Source organism: Nocardia terpenica (assembly GCF_013186535.1).
GTDB lineage: Bacteria > Actinomycetota > Actinomycetes > Mycobacteriales > Mycobacteriaceae > Nocardia > Nocardia terpenica.
On record NZ_JABMCZ010000001.1, the window covers coordinates 1,540,365 to 1,564,025 of the forward strand.

20 protein-coding genes and 1 tRNA gene are annotated in these 23,661 nt (G+C 64.4%); 15 read left to right on the forward strand and 6 right to left on the reverse strand.

Going from position 1 to position 23,661, the window contains the following annotated elements; all coding sequences use genetic code 11:
• Positions 1-63: 63 nt before the first annotated feature.
• Positions 64-1,362 (reverse strand): PucR family transcriptional regulator, encoded by a 1,299-nt coding sequence (locus HPY32_RS07260; protein ID WP_171982814.1) that lies wholly within the window; start codon positions 1,360-1,362, stop codon positions 64-66.
• Positions 1,363-1,494: 132 nt separating this feature from the next.
• A complete protein-coding gene (aceE, locus tag HPY32_RS07265) occupies positions 1,495-4,386 on the reverse strand; it encodes a pyruvate dehydrogenase (acetyl-transferring), homodimeric type (RefSeq protein ID WP_067592186.1) in 2,892 nt (963 codons plus the stop codon).
• A 227-nt stretch (positions 4,387-4,613) separates the two neighbouring features.
• Here aceE and HPY32_RS07270 point away from each other — a divergent pair, with 227 nt between their 5' ends.
• The 5 genes from HPY32_RS07270 to HPY32_RS07290 all read left to right on the forward strand — a co-directional run bounded on the left by HPY32_RS07270 (position 4,614) and on the right by HPY32_RS07290 (position 8,201).
• A complete protein-coding gene (locus HPY32_RS07270) occupies positions 4,614-5,186 on the forward strand; it encodes an Rv2240c family protein (protein WP_067592183.1) in 573 nt (190 codons plus the stop codon).
• A gap of 154 nt (positions 5,187-5,340) precedes the next feature.
• The gene (locus HPY32_RS07275; RefSeq protein WP_067592180.1) at positions 5,341-5,763 is read left to right on the forward strand and encodes a DUF3052 domain-containing protein; all 423 of its coding nucleotides are present in this window, start codon (positions 5,341-5,343) and stop codon (positions 5,761-5,763) included.
• An 82-nt stretch (positions 5,764-5,845) separates the two neighbouring features.
• Complete coding sequence (locus HPY32_RS07280) at positions 5,846-6,310, forward strand: peroxiredoxin (RefSeq protein WP_067592178.1); 465 nt, start codon at positions 5,846-5,848, stop codon at positions 6,308-6,310.
• A gap of 52 nt (positions 6,311-6,362) precedes the next feature.
• Positions 6,363-6,434 (forward strand) — tRNA-Val (locus HPY32_RS07285).
• A 951-nt stretch (positions 6,435-7,385) separates the two neighbouring features.
• The gene (locus tag HPY32_RS07290; RefSeq protein ID WP_171982738.1) at positions 7,386-8,201 is read left to right on the forward strand and encodes an AfsR/SARP family transcriptional regulator; all 816 of its coding nucleotides are present in this window, start codon (positions 7,386-7,388) and stop codon (positions 8,199-8,201) included.
• Here HPY32_RS07290 and fabG read toward each other — a convergent pair.
• Positions 8,195-8,980: a 3-oxoacyl-ACP reductase FabG gene (fabG, locus tag HPY32_RS07295; RefSeq protein ID WP_067592175.1), complete on the reverse strand. Its 786-nt coding sequence runs from the start codon at positions 8,978-8,980 to the stop codon at positions 8,195-8,197. The two genes, HPY32_RS07290 and fabG, sit on opposite strands and share 7 nt — an antisense overlap.
• A gap of 192 nt (positions 8,981-9,172) precedes the next feature.
• On the opposite strand from fabG, the gene HPY32_RS07300 reads away from it, so the two are divergent.
• From HPY32_RS07300 to HPY32_RS07345, 10 genes are read left to right on the forward strand one after another with little or no spacing between them, the layout of a single operon-like run.
• A complete protein-coding gene (locus tag HPY32_RS07300; RefSeq protein WP_067592172.1) occupies positions 9,173-10,216 on the forward strand; it encodes a methyltransferase in 1,044 nt (347 codons plus the stop codon).
• Positions 10,217-10,244: 28 nt separating this feature from the next.
• Positions 10,245-11,507, forward strand: a complete 1,263-nt coding sequence (locus HPY32_RS07305; RefSeq protein ID WP_067592170.1) for a beta-ketoacyl-[acyl-carrier-protein] synthase family protein — start codon at positions 10,245-10,247, stop codon at positions 11,505-11,507.
• Positions 11,507-12,709, forward strand: a complete 1,203-nt coding sequence (locus HPY32_RS07310; protein WP_067592167.1) for a ketosynthase chain-length factor — start codon at positions 11,507-11,509, stop codon at positions 12,707-12,709. Before HPY32_RS07305 ends, HPY32_RS07310 begins: the two co-directional genes overlap by 1 nt.
• A gap of 24 nt (positions 12,710-12,733) precedes the next feature.
• Positions 12,734-13,804, forward strand: coding sequence for a methyltransferase (locus HPY32_RS07315; RefSeq protein ID WP_197696578.1), 1,071 nt, complete (start codon positions 12,734-12,736; stop codon positions 13,802-13,804).
• A 14-nt stretch (positions 13,805-13,818) separates the two neighbouring features.
• Entirely contained in the window at positions 13,819-15,153 is a 1,335-nt protein-coding gene (locus tag HPY32_RS07320) for a methyltransferase (protein WP_156674615.1), read from the forward strand.
• A complete protein-coding gene (locus HPY32_RS43805) occupies positions 15,150-16,100 on the forward strand; it encodes an aromatase/cyclase (protein WP_067592161.1) in 951 nt (316 codons plus the stop codon). Before HPY32_RS07320 ends, HPY32_RS43805 begins: the two co-directional genes overlap by 4 nt.
• 38 nt (positions 16,101-16,138) lie before the next feature.
• The gene (locus HPY32_RS43810; RefSeq protein ID WP_197696577.1) at positions 16,139-17,026 is read left to right on the forward strand and encodes an MBL fold metallo-hydrolase; all 888 of its coding nucleotides are present in this window, start codon (positions 16,139-16,141) and stop codon (positions 17,024-17,026) included.
• A gap of 9 nt (positions 17,027-17,035) precedes the next feature.
• The gene (locus HPY32_RS07335; protein ID WP_067592155.1) at positions 17,036-17,482 is read left to right on the forward strand and encodes a nuclear transport factor 2 family protein; all 447 of its coding nucleotides are present in this window, start codon (positions 17,036-17,038) and stop codon (positions 17,480-17,482) included.
• Entirely contained in the window at positions 17,479-17,931 is a 453-nt protein-coding gene (locus tag HPY32_RS07340) for a nuclear transport factor 2 family protein (protein ID WP_067592152.1), read from the forward strand. The genes HPY32_RS07335 and HPY32_RS07340 overlap by 4 nt, the downstream gene beginning before the upstream one ends.
• A 28-nt stretch (positions 17,932-17,959) precedes the next feature.
• Complete coding sequence (locus tag HPY32_RS07345) at positions 17,960-19,324, forward strand: FAD-binding oxidoreductase (protein ID WP_231951805.1); 1,365 nt, start codon at positions 17,960-17,962, stop codon at positions 19,322-19,324.
• Here the strand turns inward: HPY32_RS07345 and HPY32_RS07350 are convergent.
• The 3 genes from HPY32_RS07350 to HPY32_RS07360 all read right to left on the reverse strand — a co-directional run bounded on the left by HPY32_RS07350 (position 19,296) and on the right by HPY32_RS07360 (position 23,638).
• On the reverse strand, positions 19,296-21,506 hold the full coding sequence (locus HPY32_RS07350) for an AfsR/SARP family transcriptional regulator (protein ID WP_082871643.1): 2,211 nt from the start codon (positions 21,504-21,506) through the stop codon (positions 19,296-19,298). The two genes, HPY32_RS07345 and HPY32_RS07350, sit on opposite strands and share 29 nt — an antisense overlap.
• Before the next feature lie 252 nt (positions 21,507-21,758).
• Complete coding sequence (locus tag HPY32_RS07355; protein WP_067592146.1) at positions 21,759-22,457, reverse strand: response regulator transcription factor; 699 nt, start codon at positions 22,455-22,457, stop codon at positions 21,759-21,761.
• Positions 22,458-22,471: 14 nt separating this feature from the next.
• Positions 22,472-23,638: a sensor histidine kinase gene (locus HPY32_RS07360; protein WP_067592142.1), complete on the reverse strand. Its 1,167-nt coding sequence runs from the start codon at positions 23,636-23,638 to the stop codon at positions 22,472-22,474.
• Positions 23,639-23,661: the final 23 nt, after the last annotated feature.

A 23,661-nucleotide genomic window follows, 5' to 3' on the forward strand; every position in this document is an offset into this window, starting at 1 on the left:
GCTTTTGTGTGGACCCAACAAAACGGCAAGTGGGTTGTCGCGATCGACCGTTCGCCGGACTCGTTACAACCGATCCTCGTAAAAAGTGGCAGGAGCGTCTTCTGGGGCAGAAGTTGGCGATTCGTTACGAGTTCGTGTCAGGCGACCTACTGTTGCCGCGATCCGGAGCACGTACGCATCCCGGGGATTCATGGGATCGCGGCCGGTGATGTCGGCTATCCGCTTCAACCGATAGCGGACCGTATTTGGATGAACGAACAGCTGGCGGGCGCAGGTCTCGACGGCTCCGCCGCAATCCAGATAGGCGTCGAGGGTGTCCGACAGGGCCGATCCGGCGGCGGCCAACGGTAGGACAAGATACTCGTTCAGAGCCTCGACCGCAGCGCGATCACCGAGCAGGGCGCGTTCGGGCAGCAATTCCGACGCGTGCACCGGGCGTGGCGCGCCGCGCCAGCCCACCACCGCCTCCATCCCCGCCATCGCCTCCACCGCGCTGACGTGCGCGGCCGACAGCGTGCGGGTGGTCGGCCCGATCACCACGGGCCCGTCGGAGAACGCCTCGGCCAGCAGATCGGTGAGAAAGGCGGACGGATAGGAGGTCTCGCCCAGATGGCCGCTGACCACCATCACCAGTCGCGCGCCCTGCACCACGGCCAGGGCGGCGCGGCCGTGCCGGGCGGCCAGGGTGTGCACCGACCCCCCTACCGCCACCTGGTCCTTGGGCGGCGTGCCCACCAGCACGGTCGCGGGCGCGGTCGCGTCCCAGTTCAAAGTCGCTGCGCGGGAGAGCATTTCGGGTCCGGTGTCGCCGCGCACCACGGCGTCGACGACCAGCGCCTCGAGCCGGGTGTCCCAGGCCCCGCGCGATTCGGCGGCGCTGGCGTACACCGAGGCGGCCGCGAAGCCGAGCTCGCGCCCGTATCGCAGCACCGCCTCGGTGAGCGCCACCAGCTGCCGGTCGTTGCGGGCCAGCGCGGGCAGCCACTGCTCGAAGAACTCCATGGCCACCCGGACCATGTCGACGGTCTGGCGCAGGGTCAGCCGCCGCGCCAGATCCTGCGGAATGACCTGGAAGGCGTCCAGGCTGAATCGGATGTCGCTCTCCGGATCCTGCAGCCACTCCAGGAAGTTCACCACCGCGGTCTGCACCAGCATCTGCACCCCGGCGCGCTGGGCCGCGTCCAGATCGCCGAAGAACGGCAGCCGATCCTCCATCGAGGCGATCGCCTCGGTCGACAACCGGCCGGAGAACTGTTTCACCCGTTTGAGCAGCGTGTCCGGTAGCGGGTCGCGGGTCTGCTGATAGGGCGAGAGGGCACCGGTCGGCAGATATACCTCATGCTCGGAGGAGCTGTCGGAGATCCGGCGCGGCCGCGGCGGTTTACGATCCACTACTCAATATTCCCTTGCGGTCGCGGTGCCGACCCAGACCCTCCACATATGGGCGTGCCGCCGCCCCCGTGCCCTGCGGCGCGGGGGCGGCGTCGGCTGGTGTCATGCCAGTTGTTCGTCGGTGCTCACCGACTTCGGCGCGGCGTCCACGTCGTGGATGCGGTAGCGGGCCGCGGCCTCGACGACCGTGCCCCGCTCGATCTTTCCGCCGCGGGCCAGCGCCTCCAGCACCGCGACCGCGATCGACTGCGCGTCGACGTTGAACACCCGGCGCGCGGCCGGGCGAGTATCGGAGAAGCCGAATCCGTCGGTGCCCAGGGTGGTGTAGTCGCCGGGAACCCACTTGCGGATCTGGTCGGAGACCGCGCGCATCCAGTCGGTGGCGGCCACGAACGGCCCCTGCACCCGCGACAGCGCCTCGGTCACGTACGGCACGCCCGGCTCGGTGTCGGGGTGGCGCAGCGTGTGAATCTCCTTGGCCAGGGCCTCTTTTCGCAGTTCGCTCCAGGAGGTCACCGACCACACGTCGGCCTGCACGCCCCATTCCGACGCCAGCAGCTCCTGCGCGCGCAGGCCGTCGGGCACGGTCACGCCCGACACCAGGATCTGCGCCCGCACCTCGCCCTCGCCGCCGCGCCGGTACAGGTAGATGCCCTTCAGCAGGCCCTCGATATCGAGGTTGTCGGGCTCGGCGGGCTGCGGGTAGGGCTCGTTGTAGAGGGTGATGTAGTAGGAGACGTTCTCGCCGCCGAAGGCGTCGTTCTTCGAATGCGGGTGGGTGCCGGGCAGGGCGATCGATTCCGGTGCGGGCTGCCCGCCGCCGTACATCCGGCGCAGACCGTCGCGCACGATGTGGGCGATCTCGAAGGCGAACGCCGGATCGTAGGACACCATCGCCGGATTGGTGGAGGCCAGCAGCAGCGAGTGACCGTCGTTGTGCTGCAGGCCCTCACCGGTCAGCGTGGTGCGCCCGGCGGTCGCGCCGAGGATGAAACCGCGCGCGAGCTGATCGGCCGCGGCCCACAGACCGTCGCCGGTGCGCTGGAAGCCGAACATCGAATAGAAGATGTACAGCGGGATCATCGGCTCGCCGTGCGTGGCGTAGGAGGTGGCCGCCGCCGTGTAGGACGCGGTCGACCCGGCCTCGTTGATGCCCTCGTGCAGGATCTGGCCGACCTGACTCTCCTTGTAGGCGAGCATCAATTCCGCGTCGACGGATGTGTACAACTGACCGTTGCGGTTGTAGATCTTCAACGACGGGAACCACGAGTCCATGCCGAAGGTGCGGGCCTCGTCCGGGATGATCGGCACGATGCGCTTGCCGATCTCCTTGTCGCGCAGCAGTTCCTTCATCAGGCGCACGAACGCCATCGTGGTCGCCACGTTCTGCTTGCCCGACCCCTTGCGCACCGAGCGGTAGGGCTCGTCGCCCGGCAGCTGCAGCGGCTTGGCGACCGAGCGGCGCTCGGGCAGGAAGCCGCCCAGGGTGCGGCGGCGGTCCAGCAGGTACTGGATCTCCGGGGCGTCCTGACCGGGGTGATAGTACGGCGGCAGATAGGGATCGGCCTCGAGCTGCGCGTCGCTGATCGGGATGCGCTGCACGTCGCGGAACGCCTTGAGATCGTCCAGCGTCATCTTCTTCATCTGGTGGGTGGCGTTGCGGGCCTCGAAGTGCTTGCCCAGGCCGTAGCCCTTGATGGTCTTGGCCAGGATGACCGTCGGCTTGCCCTGGTGCGCCAGCGCGGCGGCGTAGGCGGCGTAGATCTTGCGGTAGTCGTGACCGCCGCGCTTGAGGTTCCAGATCTGTTGATCCGTCAGCCCTTTCACCAGCTCCTTGGTGCGCGGGTCGCGGCCGAAGAAGTGCTCGCGCACGTAGGCGCCGTCGTTGGCCTTGTAGGTCTGGTAGTCGCCGTCGGGGGTGGAGTTCATCAGGTTCACCAGCGCGCCGTCGCGGTCGGCGCCCAGCAGCGCGTCCCACTCGCGGCCCCAGATGACCTTGATGACGTTCCAGCCCGCGCCGCGGAAGAACGACTCCAGCTCCTGGATGATCTTGCCGTTGCCGCGCACCGGACCGTCGAGCCGCTGCAGGTTGCAGTTGATGACGAAGGTCAGGTTGTCCAGCCCCTCCAGGGCCGCGACGTGGGCCAGGCCGCGCGATTCGGCCTCGTCCATCTCGCCGTCGCCGAGGAACGCCCACACGTGCTGGTCGGAGGTGTCCTTGATGCCGCGGTCGTGCAGGTAGTGGTTGAACCGGGCCTGGTAGATGGCGTTCATCGGGCCCAATCCCATGGACACCGTGGGGAATTCCCAGAAGTCCGGCATCAGCCGCGGGTGCGGATACGACGACAGGCCGTGGCCGGGACCCCCGGCGCTGTACTCCTGCCGGAACCCGTCGAGCTGGGCCTCGGTGAGCCGGTTCTCGAGGAAGGCGCGGGCGTAGACGCCGGGGGAGGCGTGCCCCTGGATGAAGACGTGGTCGCCGCCGCCGGGGTGGTCCTTGCCGCGGAAGAAGTGGTTGAACCCGACCTCGTACAGCGCCGCCGACGAGGCGTAGGTCGAAATGTGGCCGCCCACAGCGATTCCCGGGCGCTGGGCGCGATGCACCATGATCGCGGCGTTCCAGCGGATCCAGGCGCGGTAGCGGCGCTCGACCTCCTCGTCGCCGGGGAACCACGGCTCGTTCTCGGTCGGGATGGTGTTGACGTAGTCGGTGGAGGTCAGCGAGGGGATGGTGACATGCCGTTCACCGGCGCGCTCGAGCAGGCGCAGCATCAGGTAGCGGGCCCGGCCCGCGCCCTCGCGGTCGAGCATCTCGTCGAACGATTCGAGCCACTCGCTGGTTTCCTCCGGATCGATGTCCGGGAGGTAGGACGCCACCCCCTCACGGATCACACGCACACGCGCTCCCGCCGGCCGCGTGCGCGCCGACCCCGGATCGGCGGTGGCGCCGTTGGCGGTGGGGCTCGACGACTTCGGGTGCATCACGTCGGTCAAAATCAATGCTCCTCGTACAGGGGTGGACAAGCGGATGGCTCTAACCCCGGGTGGCTCGCCGATGGGCCGGCCGACCCGTCACAGTTGGGGCGCATCTCACATCCTTGTCGATGATGCGTCCCAGGTCATCATGTCAGCAGGGGATCCAGTACCGTTCGCTAGGCAAACGCGGCGCTGTGGCCGCCGCCCATTTCAACACGTCGAGGGCTCGGGAAGCGGGGAGGACGATGAAACTGCTGAACCCACGCGGGTTCGGACTGGTATGTGCGACCGTCGCGGTCGGTTCGGGACTGGTGGTTGCGGGCTGCTCCAATGCCGTCCACGGTACCCCGACCGTGAATCAGGCCGATGCCGCGGCGTATCGCACCGAGATGGCCTCGTCCTCGGCGGCGGCCACCTCCTCGCGCAAGGCGGCCGCGCAGGCCAAGGCGATCGCGGAGGGCTGCAAGTCGTTTCGCGACGTGGCCGCCACGCCGATCACCGGCAACGCGGTGACCAGGTACAACGATTTCGTCGACGCGCACGACTCCAACGCCCCCGACCAGGACGCCAAGCGCGATCTCGCGGCGCAGACCCTCGAGGACGCGGCCCGCCAGGTCGAGAACGGCATCAACTCCGGCGGGGCGGCGCTGCCGCCCGACGTCGCCCAGAAGTTCACCGACTACGTCAACGCGGCGCGCGCCCTGGCGGCCGAGACCCGCAAGATGGTCTATACCGCACCGGTCGGTCCGCTCAACGACGCCAGTCAACGGGTCAACGACGCGCTCGGCATCGCACGCAACCTGTGTCCGACCAAATAGCCGTCGGCGGTTCGCCGAACAGCGGTTTCACGGCGCGTCGGCCCGGTTCGGCCCGACATTTCGGAGGGTAATCGGCCCGATCGGCTTGCGCTTGCGCGCATAACCATGTTCGCTTGCAAATACCTTACTGTCGGGAGTTGAGGAGGACACCACCGTGGTCGCCGCGGCGGACGCGCAGAACTACGCTCAGAAGCTTGGCATTACCCACGACATGGTGGTTCAGGAACTGGGTTGGGACGAGGACACCGACGACGCCCTGCGGGCCGAGATCGAGGAGACGATCGGGTCCGAGCTGCTCGACGAGGACACCGACGAGGTGGTCGACGTCGTGCTGCTGTGGTGGCGAGACGGTGACGGCGACCTGGTCGACGAGCTGTTGAATGTCATCACACCGCTCGCCGAGGAGGGCGTGGTCTGGGTGCTCACCCCCAAGACCGGGCAGGACGGCCATGTCGACCCGAGCGAGATCGCGGAGTCCGCGACACCGGCGGGGCTGACCTCGACGACGCCCGTCAGCCTGGGTGCCTGGACCGGAACCAAGCTGACGCAGCCCAAAACACCCTCGAAACAGCGCTGATCCGTCAGTTGGCTAAGGTTTTCGCGGGGGCGGCGCACGGCGCTCCCCCGCGGACGTCGCCATCGACACAGGAGGACTGCGCATGCCGCTCGAAGTGGGCACGGTCGCGCCGGATTTCACGCTGAAGGACCAGAACAACCAGAACGTGTGCCTGTCCGACTACCGGGGGCACAAGAACGTCCTGATCGTGTTCTACCCGCTCGCGTTCACCGGCATCTGCCAGGGTGAGCTGTGCAAGGTGCGCGACGAGCTGCCCAAGTTCCAGAACGACAACGCCGAGATCCTCGCGATCTCGGTCGGCCCGCCCCCCACCCACAAGATCTGGGCCGCCGAACAGGGCTACACCTTCCCCCTGCTGTCGGACTTCTGGCCGCACGGTGCCGTCGCCCAGACCTACGGCGTCTTCAACGACTCCGCCGGCTACCCCAACCGCGGCACCTTCGTCATAGACAAGGACGGCATCATCCGCTTCGCCGAAATGAACGGCCCCGGCGAACCCCGTGACCAGGCAGCTTGGGAGAAAGCCCTCACTGCGTTAGATTCGTAAACCGCTGCGCCTCACCACCGCAGCACCCACTTCGCCGAATCGGCGAGGTCCCGGGCGTATAGCTCAGCGGTAGAGCACTGGTTTTACACACCAGCGGTCGGGGGTTCGAACCCCTCTGCGCCCACTGTGGTTCGTGCAGCTCAGGAATGCTTCTGCGGGGGCTGGGAGATTCCGTAGGCGAAGTGGCCGAGAACTGGCCCACCCGCGGTGGCGTTATTGTGTCGCCGTTTCCGTGAACAACGGCGTCACCAGCTCCGCCGAGTGCTTCCTTGTTCGGGTGCGCGTAGACCCGCAGAAGTACGGCCGGGTCGTGGCCGAGCCACTTCGTCACGGTGGCGGGCTGCTTCGCCACGGTGGCGGGCTGCGCGCCGGAGCCCAGGAGAACCGTGGCGGCGGTGTGGCGCATATCCTTCAGCCCGATCACCGCTACGCCCGCTGCAGACATCCGGGGGAACCGGGAGAGTCCGCCCGGATCGCCACGACTTCGGGTCGCCGATCTCCGGCTCCGTCGCGGTAACCGCGACGCGGCCCTGACGAACCTCGACGGTACTGCCGTCGAAGTCCACTGCGCCCCATTTCATTCCCATGCCCTCGGCCCGCCGCAATCCGCACAGAGACACGTAATCCGCATAGAGGGCAACAGGAACACTGCGTACAACCGATGCGGGCGCACATGCTCGCGGAACTGTCGGCTCTGGCTGCGGGTCCACACCTGCAGATTTCGCACGGTAGGCCGCCGCACCAGCTGCGCGACGTTGCGAGTATCTCGATCGTTGTGTCGGTTTCGGGGGTGTCGAAAATGTCGGCGGGTGCGGGTGAGACCACGATAGGCCCTCCTACACTTGCTGTCTAAGTCAGCCGATCGGTCAGGTCCTGCCGCTGTTGTAGCTGAGGGTGTGCCGAGATGCCGGATTGACCACCGGCGCAGCGTTTTCCTTCTGCTGCGGCGGGTCTGCGGGAGTATATGTCGAGGAGGGGCTGGCAGCCATCTGTTAACAAACCGCATCGGTGGTTCGGGAATGCTGGGTATGACCGTTTCCCGTGGCGGTCGCAATGCCGAACAAGGGGGCTGTGGATGGATATTCGAATTCTGGGACCGCTGGCTGTCACGCATGACAATCGTAGTGCCACTCCTTCGGCGCGGAAGCAGCGGCAGCTGCTCTCGTTGCTGTTGTTGAACGAGGGGGAGGTTGTGTCGAAAAGTTCGCTCATCAGCGAGATTTGGGACCTTCGGCCGCCGAAAAGTGTCCAGACTACTCTGCAGACCTATGTAATGCAGATTCGTAAGCATCTGTCGACCGCCCTCGAGATGCCGGTTGTGGAGGTTTCTCGAAGTGTGCTTCGTACTCGAAACGGCGGATACGCGCTGACGCTGCATGATGCGGTCATCGACCTTGACGAATACCGCGTGCTGGAGAGGGAGGGACTGTCCGCCCTTGCTGAGCGAGATGACGACAGGGCGGTCGGAATCTTTAACGAGGCCTTGGGGTTGTGGCGAGGTAAGGCGCTCGCGGATGTCGAGCACGGGCGTGTCCTCGAACCTACGGTTGCCGGGCTCGAACAGTCTCGGCTTACCATCGTGGAATGTCGCCTCGAAGCGGAGTTGCGCCGCGGTCGGCATCGCGAGTCGCTCAGCGAACTGGTTTCGTTGAGCGCACAATACAGCTTCAACGAGAACCTACGGGCGCTGCACATGCTGGCGCTCTATCGCTCCGGTTGCCGGGGGCAGGCACTAGAGGTGTACGGCGCGCTGCGTGAATTGATGATCGACCAATTGGGGATCGAGCCGTCCACTCGGCTGCGTCGTCTGCACCACGCCTTACTTACCGGGGCGTCGGCACTCGACGAGCCGAGGACCGAATGGCTGGCCGTGGTGGATGAAGGTCAGTAGTTGCCGAGTCCTCCGCAGACATTCAGCGCCTGTGCTGTCACCGCGGTCGCATCGTCACTGGCCAGGTAGTCCACCATCGCGGCGACTTCTTCTGGTGTGCTGTAGCGGCCCATCGGGATTTTGGCGTTGAACCTGGTAAGGACGTCCTCCTCGGATGTACCCCAAATGCTCGCGTAGGTGGCTCGTACGCGTTGAGCCATTGCGGTCTCGACGTAGCCGGGGCACACGGCGTTGACGGTTATTCCGCTCTTGGCAAGCTCGAGTCCGAGTGCTTTGGTGAAACCGACGACGCCGTGTTTCGAAGCGGAATATGGAGCTCCGAGAACGACGCCCTGTTTACCGCCGGTCGAGGCGATGTTGATGATGCGTCCGTGCCCTAGGTCGAGCATTCCGCCCATGGTTAGGACGCGCCGTGTCACGAGAAAAACACTGTTGAGATTGATGTTGATGACATTGAACCAGAGCTCGTCCGGCAACTCCGCCGTGATACCTCCGCCACTTCGGCCGGCGTTGTTGACCAGGACCGAGATCGGGCCGAAACGATTCGTCGTTGCCCGCACCAGCAGTTCGATCTGTGCGACGTCACTCACGTCGCACACTGCGCCGTCGGCTTGGTGGCCCGCTGCCCGCAGATCTTTCACCGTATTGTCGATCGCCGTGCGATTGCGAGCGCAGATGTACACCCGGTGGCCGCTGCGTGCCAGGCGCCTGGCTGCGGCGAGCCCAATGCCACTTGTGGCGCCGGTGATCAGGGCGACTCGACCAAATTCATTCGTCATCGATCCTCCAAGCTTTCGTGCCGAATCTGCTATGGATCATCCGGCGGGCTCGTCGAGTAAACCTCGAGATACAGTCGAGATTACCTTGAATGTATGCCTCGAAGAATTTTCGAGGGTTTCTCGATGACAGGGTTACTAATGTGAATCGGGTCGATCATTCAATTATCGAATGCGATCCGAACGGAGCCATCGATGAGAATCGAGCATAAGGACATCGCCGACCATGGCGCAGTCATCGGTGTGCGTGAGCTCGCGCTCAGCGCCTCGGCGGCCTCGGCATTGCGCGCTGCGGTGCGCATCGGCATAGCCGAAGAACTGGGCGAGTCGCCGATAACGACAAATGAACTGGCCCGGGCATTGGACGTGAACGGGGAGGTGCTGGGCCGGTTGCTGCGCGCGCTGGCACAACACGGTGTGTTCGCCGAGACTTCGGCGGGACATGTGCATACTCCTCTCTCCCGACTGCTCAGAGAAGATGATCCCAACAGCCTCAAGTTCTATGTTCTCTGGGTTACCGAGCCATGGACCTGGGAGCTGTGGCCGCATCTCGAGGAGGCTGTGCGCAAGGGGCAAGGGGGGTTCGAGGAGGCGTACGGCGTTGACTTCTTCAGTTATCTGCACAAGACGTGGCCGGACTCCGCGGACGTGTTCAACAAGGCTCAGACCGAGTTGAGCAGGTTGGCCACCAACGCGGTGACGGAGGCGCTCGATCTGCGCGGAGTTGGCACGCTTGCGGATATCGCTGGCGGTCATGGGTACACATTGGCCACACTGCTCGAAAAAAATCCTGATCTACACGGGATCCTGGTGGATCTACCGCCGGTAGTCGTAGAGGCCGATGATCGATTGCGGACGGGCGGCTCGTTGGCCTCGCGAACACAGATCATTGGGGGTGACTGTCTTCGGGAGATCACCGTCGAGGCCGATGTGTACCTGTTCAAGAACATTCTCGAATGGGCCGACGAGAAATCGATTGTAGCGCTGCGAAATGCCGCTCAGGCGGGTCGGCGAGACAGTCGGATTTTCATCATTACCAACCTGATCGACGGTAGTCCGGAAATTAGATTTACCACGGGAACGGATCTTCTCTTCCTCTTGAATTCCAACGGTAGAAAGCACACAATAGAGACCATTACGGCGGTGGTCCGTGAGGCGGGCATGCAAGTTGTCGACATGCGGCCGGTGAACTCGTACCTCCATCTCGTCGAGGCAATGCCAACGAAAGTCCCGCACTGAAAGTAGAAATGCGTTGGAGGAGAAAGCTGTGGACCGGAGTGTGGTAATCACCGGTATTGAGGTGATCGCGCCAGGAGGTATGGGTAGGAAGGAATTCTGGAATCTAATCACTGCGGGACGCTCCGCGACCAGGAGAATTTCTTTCTTCGATCCGAGCCCGTTTCGTTCGCACATCGCGGGCGAATGTGATTTCGATCCGGCGGCCGCAGGACTGCGCCCGCGTGAAGTTCGGCGCCTGGATCGGGCGGCGCAGTTCGCCATTGTGGGTGCTGCGGAGGCAGTTGCCGACAGTGGGATCGATCTGAACGTCATCGATCCCGGACGGGTGGGCGTGAGCTTGGGCAGTGCGGTGGGTGCTACTACGAGTATCGAGCGCGAGTACCTTGTGCTGTCCGATAGCGGCCGAGAGTGGCTAGTGGACGAACGGCATCTCTCGCCGCATATGTACGACTACCTGGTGCCCAGCGCGGCGGCGGCCGAGGTTGCATGGCGAGTCGGCGCCGAAGGGCCGGTCTCGATGGTTGCGACTGGCTGTACGGCCGGTCTGGACGCGATGGGGCGCGCACATGAACTGATCATGGATGGGACGGTCGACGTGGTGGTTGCGGGCGCCTCCGATGCACCGATCTCGCCGATCGCGGTCGCCTGCTTCGATGCGATCAAGGCGACGACGCCTCGCAACGATGACCCGGAACACGCCTCCCGGCCCTTCGACCGGACGCGGAACGGGTTCGTCTTGGCGGAAGGTGCCGCTGTCATGGTGTTGGAAGACCTCGAGCACGCCAGGGCCCGCGGCGCGCACATCTACGCCGAGGTTGCGAGCCATGCCACACGCTGCAACGCATATCACATGACCGGACTGCGTGCGGATGGCAGGGAAATGGCCGCGGCGATTCAGCACGCACTGGCGGACGCGCGGTGCACGTCCGAATCCGTCGATTACATCAATGCGCACGGTTCGGGCACCAAGCAGAACGACCGGCACGAGACAGCGGCCTTCAAGGCGGCACTCGGATCACAAGCGTACCGGATCCCGGTCAGCTCGATCAAATCCATGGTCGGTCATTCGCTCGGCGCAATAGGCGCGATCGAGGTGGCCGCGTGCGCACTGGCCATCGAAAACGATGTGATCCCGCCAACAGCAAATCTCCACGAACCGGACCCCGAGTGCGACCTGGATTATGTGCCTAACGAGGCACGTGAGACCAGAGTGAACACGGTACTGACGGTCGGCAGCGGTTTCGGTGGCTTCCAGAGTGCGGTGGTCCTTCGTGCTGTGGAGAAGGCGTGATGTGCAGCGCCGTTGTGACCGGGATAGGGGCCATGGTCGGGGACGGTACCGATATCGAGGCCTATTGGAAGGCCGTACTTGACGGTCGCTCTTGGATCCAGCCGATTCGGCGGTACGACGCGTCGCGCTACAGCGCTCGATTGGCCGGTCAGATCGTCGGTTTCGAGGTCGCGAAGCACCTGCCGAGCCGACTCGTTCCGCAAACCGACCGGGTGACACAGCTGGCGCTCGTCGCCGCTGACGAGGCCCTGGCCGATGCCCGCATCTCTGATCGCGGTCACGATCCACTCGAGATGGGCGTGGTCACGTCCAACGCCTCGGGTGGCTGGGAGTACACGCACACAGAGATGAACAAACTGTGGACTCGAGGGCCCGCTCAGGTCAGCGTGTACGAGTCGTTCGCCTGGTTCTATGCGGCCAACACCGGACAGATATCCATCCGCAACGGCATGCGCGGCGCCAGCGGGGTGTTGGTCGCCGACCAGGCGGGTGGACTGGACGCGATCGGCCAAGCCCGGCGGAACCTGCGCCGGGGTGCCCAGCTGATGGTGACCGGTGGGCTCGATTCTTCACTCGATCCGTGGGGGTGGCTCTCCCATGTCTCCGGCGGTGAGGTGAGCACTGCCGAAGATGCGTTGAGCGCCTACTTGCCCTTCGATGCGACCGCGCGCGGATATGTCCCCGGAGAAGGCGGCGCGATCTTGGTACTCGAACGCGATGATTCGGCATGTCCTCCCTGTAAGCGGTACGGGCGGGTGGCCGGATATGCGTCGGCATTCGATCCCTCGCCGGGCAGCGGTCGGGCGCCCAACCTGACCCGGGCTCTGCGACTCGCGCTGGCCGATGCCGGGGTCGAACCTGCCCGGGTCGATGTCGTCTTCGCCGACGGCGCCGGTGTTCCGGAGCGGGATAGAAGCGAGGCACAGAGTATCGCCGAGGTCTTCGGGCCGAAAGGGGTTCCGGTCACTGTGCCGAAAGCCGGGGTGGGGCGGCTGCTCGCCGGCGGGGGTCCGTTGGATGTGGTCGTCGCGCTGCTAACCATCCGGGATGGCGTACTTCCTCCAACCCCTAACGTCCGAACGGTTCCAGATGAATACGCCATCGATCTGGTGCTGGGTCGGCGAGAGATGGAGGTCGGCGTCGCCGTCGTGCTGGCCCGGGGTCGCGGCGGTTTCAATTCGGCATTAGTGATCACCAAATGAATAGAAAGAATCGGAGAGAACAACATGCCCGAGCAAAATATGAAGTCAATGCACACCATGTCGGCGCTGCATGGTGATTCGTTGTTCAGTGACATGATCTGGCTGCTCAGCGGTATGCCGCTGGCATACATGCTCCAAACGATTGCGGAACTTGGCATTGCGGACGAATTGGTTAGCGGGCCGCTTTCTGTGGAAGAATTGGCGGAACGGACCGAGAGTGATGTCGATGCTCTGTACCGGGTACTTCGGGCAGTGGCGACAAGAGGTGTATTCACCGAGATCTCGAACCGTATCTTCGGGCTCACCGAACATGCTCAGATCCTTCGGTCCGACGTGCCGAACTCGCTGCGCAATGCCTTTCGAATGCACGGCCAGAAATGTATGCGTGATATGTATGCAGAGACGGCCTATTCGGTGCGGACCGGAAAATCCGCCTTCGAGTACGTGAATGGCGCGCCGCTGTTCCAATACTTCGCACAGCGACCGGAGTGCAAGGAACTCTTCGACAGTTTTGTGGGAATGGCCGCTCGTCGGATTCAGCATGCCGCGATCGAGACCTACGACCTGACCGGGGTGCGTAAGCTGGTCGATATCGGTGAAATGCACGGTGGTCTGCTGGCATCTATCCTGACCAACCATCCTGGAATGCGCGGTGTGTACGCCGACTTGCCTGTCGTAGTGCCGTCCGCCGAAAAGGTACTACGTGAAGCTGGGGTCGGCGACCGGGTCGAGCTGGTCGGCGGCAGCTATCTCGAGTCGGTCCCGTCCGACGCCGATGTCTACTTGTTGCCGCAGCTGCTCCACCGTTTGAGCGATGCCGAGGCGGTCGCCGTGCTGACGAACATCCGGCAGGTGATATCGCCAACCGGTCGAGTCCTGGCAATCGACGCGGTTCTTCCCGAGGGCGATGTGCCGCATCTGGCGAAGGTACTGGACAGTACCCAGCTTCTGCTGGGGCCGATTCGGGATCGCACCGAGGCCGAGTTCGTCGAAATCTTTGAGAAGGCGGGTTTCCGGCTGGTCGAGATCACCGGCCGGACATTGCCCGCCGGTGTGTTGGTCGCAGTGTCCCGGCCGCGCGTGGAACCGGCCTGAACGGAGGAATCGAAGTGGCTGAGGAACCAGTACGCGCCGCGATCGATGTTGATCGTGATGCGGTGTCGTCGCGAAAAATGTGGGAATTCCACAGCGGTCTGCGAATGGGTTTCATGCTGTCCGCAGTCGCCGAGATCGGCGTCGCCGACCATCTCGTGGAGGGCCCGCTACCGGTGGTCGAGCTGGCGGAGCGGACTCACAGCGATGCGGATTCGCTATACCGGGTGCTGCGGGCTTTGGCGAGCCAGGGAGTCTTCACCGAGGTCTCCCGTCGCGCTTTCGGCCTGACTCCGCTCGCGGCGATTCTGCGATCCGACTCGCCGGACTCGCTGCGCGATGTCTTCCGTCTGCAGGGGCAGAAGTTCATGCGGGATGCGTATGCGGACATAGGGTATTCGATACGCACCGGGGAACCTGCCTTCGACCAGGTGAACGGTGTGGAGCTGTTCGAGTATTTGGCCGGACATCCGGAGATGAACGATCTGTTCAGCCGGGCGATGGGAAATACAGCCCGGCAGACGCAGCGGGCGGCCGTCGAGGCATACGACCTCACCGGGGTAGGGAGGCTGGTCGATGTCGGTGGAGCACATGGGCACCTACTGGCGTCGATTCTGACCAGATATCCCGATATGGCAGGCGTTGTCTTCGATCAGCCACACGTAGTCGTCGGCGCGGAGCGGGTCCTCCGCGAGGCTGGTGTACTCGATCGGGCCAAACTGATCGGGGGCGACTATCTGGATTCGGTGCCGGCAGGTGGCGACGTCTACGTGATCTCTCATGTGCTGCATCAGTTGAGCGATGCCGATGCCATCACAGTGCTGACGAATGTTCGTCGTGCGATGTCTGAGGTCGGCCGTGTCCTGGTGATCGACCCGGTGATTCCTGAGGGTGATGTGCCGCACCCGGGAAAGTTCATGGATATCACCATGCTGGCGTTGAGCCGGGGCCGGGATCGGTCCGAGGAAGAGTTCGCCGACGTTTTTGAGAAGGCCGGTCTGCGACTGGCCGACATCATCGGGCTGGCGGCACCCTCGAGCGTTGTCGTCGCTGTACCGAGCCTGACGGAGCCACGAAATTCGGAGCGGATCATGACAGATCGAATCGCGCTCGACGACTTGCGATCGATTCTCGTCGAGGCGGCCGGTGGCGCCGAAGCTACGGCGCCGGATGAGGAACTTCTCGATGTCGATCTTTACGAGTTGGGCTACGACTCGCTCGCGTTGATCGAGGTCGGGGCGCGGATTAAGGATCGGTTCGGGGTGGCGATACCCGACGACAAGCTGACCGATCTGCGCACGTTCCGCCTCATCCTCGATCGGGTGAACGCAACCGAGGAGGGCGAACAATGACCGTGTCGAAGATCGATGTCCGGCGCGAAATCATCGTCGATGTATCGCCTGCGGTGGTCTACGAGCTGATCACGAACGTCGAGCTGTGGCCGGTGATCTTTGGTCCGACCGTGCACACGCGAGTGCTGGAACGTACCGAGCACCGGGATCGCTTCGAGATCTGGGCGACGATGTCGAACGGTGAAGTTGAAACGTGGCGTTCGCGCCGAGAATTCGACCGGCCTGCCAGTCGGGTTTCGTTTGAGCAGGACCACGACAACGCGTTCGGTCGCATGGCCGGTGGTTGGGCCTGTATCCCGCGCGCTGGCGGGCGGACACTGGTTGTGCTCGAACACAGCTGCGTCCCATCGGCGGATCGGGCCGACGCTCGTCAGCGGATCACCCGGGATCTGGACCACAACACCGCGGCCGAGCTCGAGGCGCTGCGGACTGTCGCGACTCTGCCCGGCGGTTTGGATCGATGGCTGCTGACATTCGTCGAGTCGACCGAACTGGCGGGTCCGGTGAGTACCGCGCGCGAGTTCATCTGGGACGCGGATCGCTGGTCGGAGAGATTACCACATGTCGTCGACCTCGAGCTGGTCTCAGGAGTCGGTGGCACCCAGGACCTGACCATGCGGACCCGAGCCCCGGACGGTGCGATCCACAGGACTCGGTCGGTGCGGGTACTGCTCCCGGACGGTTCGATCGTATACAAGCAGACCCGACTACCGCGTGCGTTGCTCGGGCACAGCGGCCGCTGGGACTTCCGCACCGACCATTCGAGTGCCTCTCTCCGCTCGTCGCACACATTCCTGCTGGATCCTGTGGGGGTGGCGGAGGTGTTCGGGTCTTCGGTGTCGGCGGACGAGGCGATGGAGCGAGTCCGTGCGGCATTGTCGGCCAACAGTCTGGTCACGATGGAATATGCATCCCGGTACGCGGCGATGCACGGGGCGCTGCGGTGACCACCGGGCTACGTGCTCCGCTCGGCAGACTCCACGAGGTGGCGCCGGACATCCACGCGTTCCTCCAGCCACCGGGAAGCTGGTGTCTGAACAACGCCGGGGTGATCGCCGGACGGAACGGAGTGGTCCTGGTGGATACAGCCGCGACCAGATCCCGCGCCGAGGCGCTGCGCACCGCGGCCGAGGGACTCGGCCGCGGTGCGGTGCGGTTGGTGGTCAACACACACAGCCATGGCGATCATGTCTTCGGCAACTGCGTGTTCGCACCACCCGCCACCATCGTCGCGCACGAACTGACCGGGCCGGAGATCGCGGCTGCCGACCTAGGGCTGCGCACGTTGTGGCCGGACGTCGAATGGGGGGAGCTGTCCCTTCGGCTGCCGACGGTTACGTTCGGACGGAGTCTGACTCTCTTGCTCGGTGACCGAGTTGTCGAGCTCTACCATGTCGGTCCCGCGCACACCACCAACGACGTCGTGGTGTGGATCCCGGACGTCCGCGTGCTCTTCACGGGTGATGTGGTGCTTCCTGGCTGCACCCCGTTCTGTCTCATGGGTTCGGTTCGCGGCAGCCTCGCGGCGCTCGACCGGCTTCGTAATTTCGGTGCGGAGACGGTGATCGGCGGGCACGGTCGGATCAGCGGGCCCGAAGTCTTCGACGAGACCGAGCGTTACCTGCGCAGGGTCCTCGATCTGGCGGCCGAGGGCGTTGCCGAGGGGATGACTCCGCTCCAGATCGCCGGTCGCCACGGGCTCGGCGAGTTCGGCGAACTGCTCGACTCGGAGCGGCTCGTCGGAAATCTCCACCGGGCCGTCCTGGAGATCGAGCGACCGGATCTGCCACTCGGCTCGGACACCGATGTTTTCGCGGTGTTCGAGGAGATGATCGATTTCAATGGCAGGTGCATGCCGGCCTGTTTGGCGTAGCGAGGAAATATGCTGTCTACGAAAATCTATTACGAATTGAGACAATTCTACGCTGATCAATTGGATGCTCGCGACCGGGGGCGTACCCAGGAATGGTTGGATGTCTTCGACGACGACGCGACGATGACGACCAAGGTGCTCGGTCACGGCTCGCCGGTGAGGAAGGCTGACTTCGCGCCCGCAGTGTGGGATCTGGACGCCTCTTTCCATGAAAAAGGAATCCAGCGGCGCCATTGCGTCCACGGCTTCACATTTCAGGCCCGTGACCGCTTGATCGTCACAAGGTTCTACGGGCTTTTCCTGGTTGTCGATCCCGAAAGGGGAGCTCGGGTGCAGTCTGCCGCGATGATCTCCGATGTGCTGCGGAGATCCGGCTCTACCTGGCGAGTGCTGTCCCGCGAAATAGAGCGGGATGATCTCGGTCGGTTGAAAGATATCGAAGGAGATAAGTCATGAATCAGATGGTCAACCAAGGCATCGTGACAGTATCGGCCGAAGTGTATTCCTGCGTAGACCAATTCTATGCATTTCAAATGCAGACTCTGGACGACGGTGACATCGACGGATGGGTGGGTACTTTCACCGATGATGGAGTGTTCATATCTAACGGTTTGCCGGATCCTGTCGTGGGAAGGGAACAGCTGGCAGAACTCGGCAGGAAGACGGTGGCCCGCTTGAGTGAGAGGGACGCCATTCGACGGCATTTCGTTTTCAACGTCATCATCGAACCGGCTTCCGGCGGAGTCTTGCGCACGACGTGCTACGTCCCGGTCTTCGACACCGTTGACGGCATAACGAGTTTGACCACGAGCACGGTCATGCATGACGAACTGGTGAAGTCCGACGACTGCCTGCTGGTACGGCATCGTGTCATCTCGCGCGACGATCTTGCGGTGAAGTCGTGACTGCCTCGGTAGCGAAGAGGGCGGGCCTGTGATCACCTTCCAGACGCTGACCATGCGGCTCGATGGAACGGCACTGCGCGTCGGGGACATCGGCTACGAGGAGGCCCGCAGCGGCGTGCAGCGTGCCTATCTGCACCGTCCATCGGTCGCTGTGCGCGCGACCTGTGTGGGCGATGTGCGGCTGGCGGTTCGGTACGCCGCCGAGCGCGGCCTCGACGTCGCGGTGCAGGCTACCGGACACGGCCTCAATGTCGCCACCAAAGGTGGTGTATTGATCGACGTCTCGCGGATGGCCGACGTCCGGGTGGATCCGGTGTCGCGCACTGTATGGGTGTCGGCCGGGACCCGATGGGAGCGGGTGATTGCCGCCGCGGCCGAGCACGGCTTGGCGCCGTTGTCCGGTTCCTCCCCGGACGTCGGTGTGGTCGGGTACACCCTCAGCGGTGGCCTCGGCCTGCTGAGTCGCAGATTCGGCTACGCGGCAGACCATGTGCGCCGGTTGGAGCTGGTCACCGCCGACGGAGAGGTCCGATCCGTGACACCGGGGGAGGATCTCTTCTGGGCGTTGCGGGGTGGCGGCGGAAACTTCGGCGTGGTGACCGGGTTGGAATTCGATTTGTTCCCGGTAGCCAGCCTCTATGGCGGTGGCTTGTACTTCGATACCGACCGCATACCTGTTGTGCTGAAGGCCTATCGGGAGTGGACCGCGACGGTGCCGGACGGGATGTCTTCGAGCATCGGGCTGATCCCGCTGCCGGATGCCCCGGTCGTGCCGGCGCCGCTGCGCGGGCGGCATGTTGCACACGTCCGTATTGCTTATCTCGGCACGGTCGAGGACGGTGAGCAGTGGGTGACTCCGCTTCGGGCATTGGGGGCATGTCTGGTGGACACTGTTGGCGAAATGCCTTACACGGCAACGGGTTCGATTCATAACGAACCGAAACAGCCGCGAAACTTCTACTGTACCAACGCGATGCTCAGCAAGTTCGACGCGTCGGTCCCGGACGCCGTGCTCGATCTGGTCGGTCCTGGCGCTGAAACTTTCGCAGTGGTGCAGTTCAATCACCTGGGCGCAGCGCTGGCTCGTTATCCAGAGGTATCCAACGCGGTATGTCATCGAGACGCCTCCCATGTGCTGCGAGTGGTGACCCTGCCTGCAGGACCCGAGCGGGACATGGCCCACGAGACTGCCGATGCCGTGACACGGACCGTGGCGCCCTGGACATTCGGACGCTCACCCAACTTCGTGCAGGGGGAGTCGATTGCGCAGGAACAAATGCGAGATTGTTATGACACGACCACCTTCGGCAGGCTCTCCGCGATCAAGGCTGCCCACGACCCGAGCAATATGTTTCGGTGCAATGTCAATATCCCTCCGGCACCACGGATTTGATAATTGTGGCTTCCCGCGCGAGATCCCTGCTGGTTCGGTGATTCGTTTTTCGAGTCCCCGCTAACTCTGTGGCCAGCATTCGGAAGTACGGAATGAACCCCGCCAGCAGCGGAATGTGCCGTGCACCCGAGCCGGCCACCCAGGAGCGGACATCGAAACTGCCCGCCATGGACTGGTCGAATATGGCGAGCAGCACTCGCCGTTCGGCGGTTAGCCACGACATCGCCGCAGCGCAGTCAGCGAAATGCTCAGGATACGCGGTCGGGGATGCTGGAGGTAGGACATCGGGGTTCCGGTGCGGGTATAGCAGCCGAGCCGCATTGTGGGCCGTGTGCAGGTAGTGGTCGAGCATCCGAGTGGTGGCGGCGTGGCGTTGCTCGCGAGAGTCGATGGTGTGGGTGAGTTCGGTGGCGTAGGCACGCAGCAGATCATGGACGGCATACCGGCCGGGGGTGTGTTCGACGATCACATTACCGCCCACCAACTCGGACAATGCACGGCGCGTCTCGTCCGGGCTCTGGCCGACGAGGCTGATCACCGCGGCCACCGAAATATCCGGACCAGGGTGCAGGCTCAGCAGTCGGAACAGCCGCGCGGCCGGCGAAGTCAGGGTGGTGTACGACCAGGAGAACACAGCTCGCACCTGGCTCGCACCGTCACCGCCATCGAGCGCGTCCAGTTGCCGACCGGTTTCGCGTAGTTCGTCGACGAGAGTGGTGAGAGGGAAGCCGGTCAGTTGGGCGCGTGCGGCGACGATGGCCAAGGCGAGAGGGAGCCGAGCGCAGGCGGTGATGATCTTGTCGACCGCGTTCGGATCAGCAGCAATGCGGTCGGCGCCCAGCCGCTGGGCGAGTAACTCGTGTGCTTCTGCCATTGGTAGCAGGTCGAGCGTAAGGGCCTGCGCACCCTCGACCGCGACCAGGGACGTCAGCTGGTTGCGGCTGGTCACGAGGACCAGGGCGCTGGGCGTTCCAGGTAGCAGCGGCCGAACCTGCTCGACGTCGCGGGCGTTGTCCAAGACGATCAACACCCGCCGGTTCGCAGTGAGGGTGCGATACAGGCCGACTCGGGCCGCTAGGCCGGCCGGTACTCGAGATCGCCGCACGCCAAGAGCGGCGAGAAATCCGCGCAGGGCCTCAGACGGGGACACCGCCAACTCTGTGGGGCCGAAGCCGCAAAGGTCGACATACAGCTGCCCGTCCGGGAACCGGTCTTTGACTCGATGCGCCCAATGAACCGCCAAGGCCGTCTTGCCGGCTCCGGCGGTGCCTGACATGGCCCAAATCCCGATCTGATTCTCAGCCGACAATAGGGCATCCAGCCGGGCGAGGTACTCGGTGCGGCCGGTGAACTTGCTGACGTCGGCCGGTAGCTGCCCTGGCACCGGAGCGGCCTGGGGAGAGCCGTAGTCAGACGGTGGTTGACGGATGCTCGAGCGCAGGACGGCCCGGTGCAACCTCTGCAAATCGTGCCCAGGGTCGATGCCCAGTTCGTCGGCTAGTGTCCGTCGGGTACGGGCGTACACCTCCAGGGCGTCCGCTGTACGCCCCACCCTGTGCAGTGCGCGTATCAGTTCCGCCGTGAGTGTCTCGGCGAACGGGTGTTGGTCGGTCAGCTCGGTCAGCGGTCCGATCACCGCCGCCGGGTCCCCTGCGCGGAGTTCGGACTGTGCCCAGGCCGCGACGACGTCCAGATACTCCTGCCGCCAGGCGGCGCGGTTTCGAAACGCCCACGGTCCGGGTAGCCCGGACAGCGGCTCGCCTCGCCACAGTGCAACCGCCGCGCGCAGATCGGTCACTCGGTCGCCGTCTCGACGATTCGGGTCCCGCGCGTTGGTCACCAACCGCCGGAACCGGTGGAGGTCGACACAGGACGGGTCGATGTCCAGCAGGTAGCCGCCGGAGGAGCGAACCAACGGTACTGCGGTGGCGGTCGTGTCGCGCAAGTGGGCGAATAACCGGCGCAGCCGAGCGACATGCACTTGCAGGGTCCGACGTGCACCGATGGGAGCGACCTCCCATACCCGGTCGATCAGTGTCTCGATCGTGACCAGATGCCCGGCGTGGACGAGCAGGATGGCCAAGACCAACCGCTCCTGCGGCCGCCCGAGCGGGATCATTCCATTTTCTGTGTGACCCTCTACCGGGCCGAGTAGGCAAAAATCCACAGATCTTCCCCCCATCCACAACCCTCAGACATTCCCCCCGGAAAACAATCGGCGCAACCTGATTACCCCGCGATTACATCCTACCCTCGCGTGTTCGTAGAGGTCGGTGGCGGTGTCCGTCCGGAGCAGTACCTGTCCGGAGTTCGTGCAGGCTGTCCAGCTTCCGGTGATATCGATGGCTTGACAGCAAGATTCGGCGCAGCGGTGGCAGCGGATGTCGTGGCAGATCAGTGAATTGGTGAGTCGGCTGCCGAGTTCGGTATCACACTATGATCGAAATTCGGGCGAATTGCCGAATGGTCGTGGTCGTACCAGCCCGGTCTGATAGGCGATGACCACCAGTTGTGTGCGGTCGCGGGCACGCAATTTGGTTATGGCGCGCTGGATATGGGTACGGACCGTCAGCGGGCTTACGACGAGGAGCTGGGCGATCTCGGCGTTGGACATGCCCTCGGCGGCTAGGGCCAGTACCTCCCGTTCCCGCCCAGTGAGCGCCGCCAGTCGTTCGTCGGCGTGGACCGGAACTTCAGGTTCGTTGGTGGCGAGGAACTGTGCGATCAAGGCTCGGGTGGCCGTGGGGGACAGCAGCGCCTCACCGCTGGCGACGGTTCTGATGCCGTCGAGGAGAGCTTCCGCGGAGATGTCCTTGCCGAGAAATCCGCTGGCGCCCGCGCGTAGGGCTTGGGCGACGTACTCGTCGGTTTCGAAGGTCGTGAGGATGAGGACGCGGGTGGCGGCCAGATTCGGATCGGCGCAGATATCGGTGGTGGCGGTGAGACCGTTGACGCGGGGCATGCGGATGTCCATGAGGACGACGGTGGGGTGGTGCGTGCGGGTCAGCGCGACCGCTTCCTCGCCGTCGGCGGCTTCACCCACGACCGTCATGTCCGGGTTGGCCTCGATGAGCATTCGGAAGGTCGTACGCAGCAGCGCTTGGTCGTCGGCGATGAGGACGCTGATGGGCATGGTCGTCGCTCGGGTCAGAGCCGGATCGGCAGTGTGGTCGTGACGGTGAACCGGCCTTCGGGTCGCGGTCCGGCCTGGAACCGACCGCCCGCGGACAGGACGCGCTCACGCATCCCGACGATGCCGAAGCTCTTACCCTCGGGTTCGGGCTGCACGGGTCCGGCGGCGTTGCTGATGGTGATGGTGAGCCAATCCTCCCTGTACGTCAGCCGAACGGCGGCGGTCTTGGTGACGGCATGCTTGGCGGCGTTGGTGAGTGCCTCCTGCACTATGCGGAAGGCTGTCAGGTCCGTGCCCGGAGAAAGCGGTTGCTCCTCGCCCTCGACAGTGACGCCGACGTCGAGCCCGGCGGCGGCGAACGCGGCGGTGAGCTCCGGTAGCTGTCCGAGTCCGGGCGGGGGATCCAGCGGGGAGTTCGTATCGTCGAGGTTTCGCAACAGGCCCACGGCGGCCTTGAGTTCGCGTAACGCGGCGGATGTGGTGCCGCTCAGCTCCGTGAGGATTGCCTGGACCTGCTCGGGGCAGGGCTTCGCCAGGTAGGCGGCCGTCCCGGCCTGGGCGTTCGCCAGGGCCAAGTGGTGGGCGACGACGTCGTGCAGTTCGCGGGCGATCCGCACGCGGTCCTCGGCGACGCGCCGACGAGCCTCCGCCTCGCGGTTGCGCTCGGCGTATTCGGCACGCGTCTCGACGGCCACGAGGTAGTCGCGCCGCAGACGGGCGGTGCCGGCCAGCGCGACCGGAAGTAGCAGGAACAGAATGGGATTCAGCACCGTGAGGGGCCAGGGATAGTCATAGCGATCGCCGATGGTCGCCGCCACGACGATCGATGCCGTCGCCGCCAGGTAATACAGATGAGTGGTCCGTCCGGGGATCTGCACGGCCAGTTCGTAGAGCGCGATCATCACGGGGGCGAGGAGCACCGGAGTGATCAGGAAGCCGGACCCTCCGGCCGCGGCTGCGGATGCCGCGGTGAACACGACCACGATGCGCGGATGGCCGCGTCGCCACAGCAGGGCCAGCGCGCCGATCACGGCGGGTGGGATAGCGGACTGCCAGCCCAGGCTGGTGGACAGGTGGCTGTTGAGCACCGCGGGGCCGGATATCGCGAGCAGTAGCAGGGCGATGAGCGCCACGTCGACGACGCGATGGTCCCGCGTGTACCGACGCCAGCCGACCGCCATCACCTGCTCCGCCCCTCGAGTGA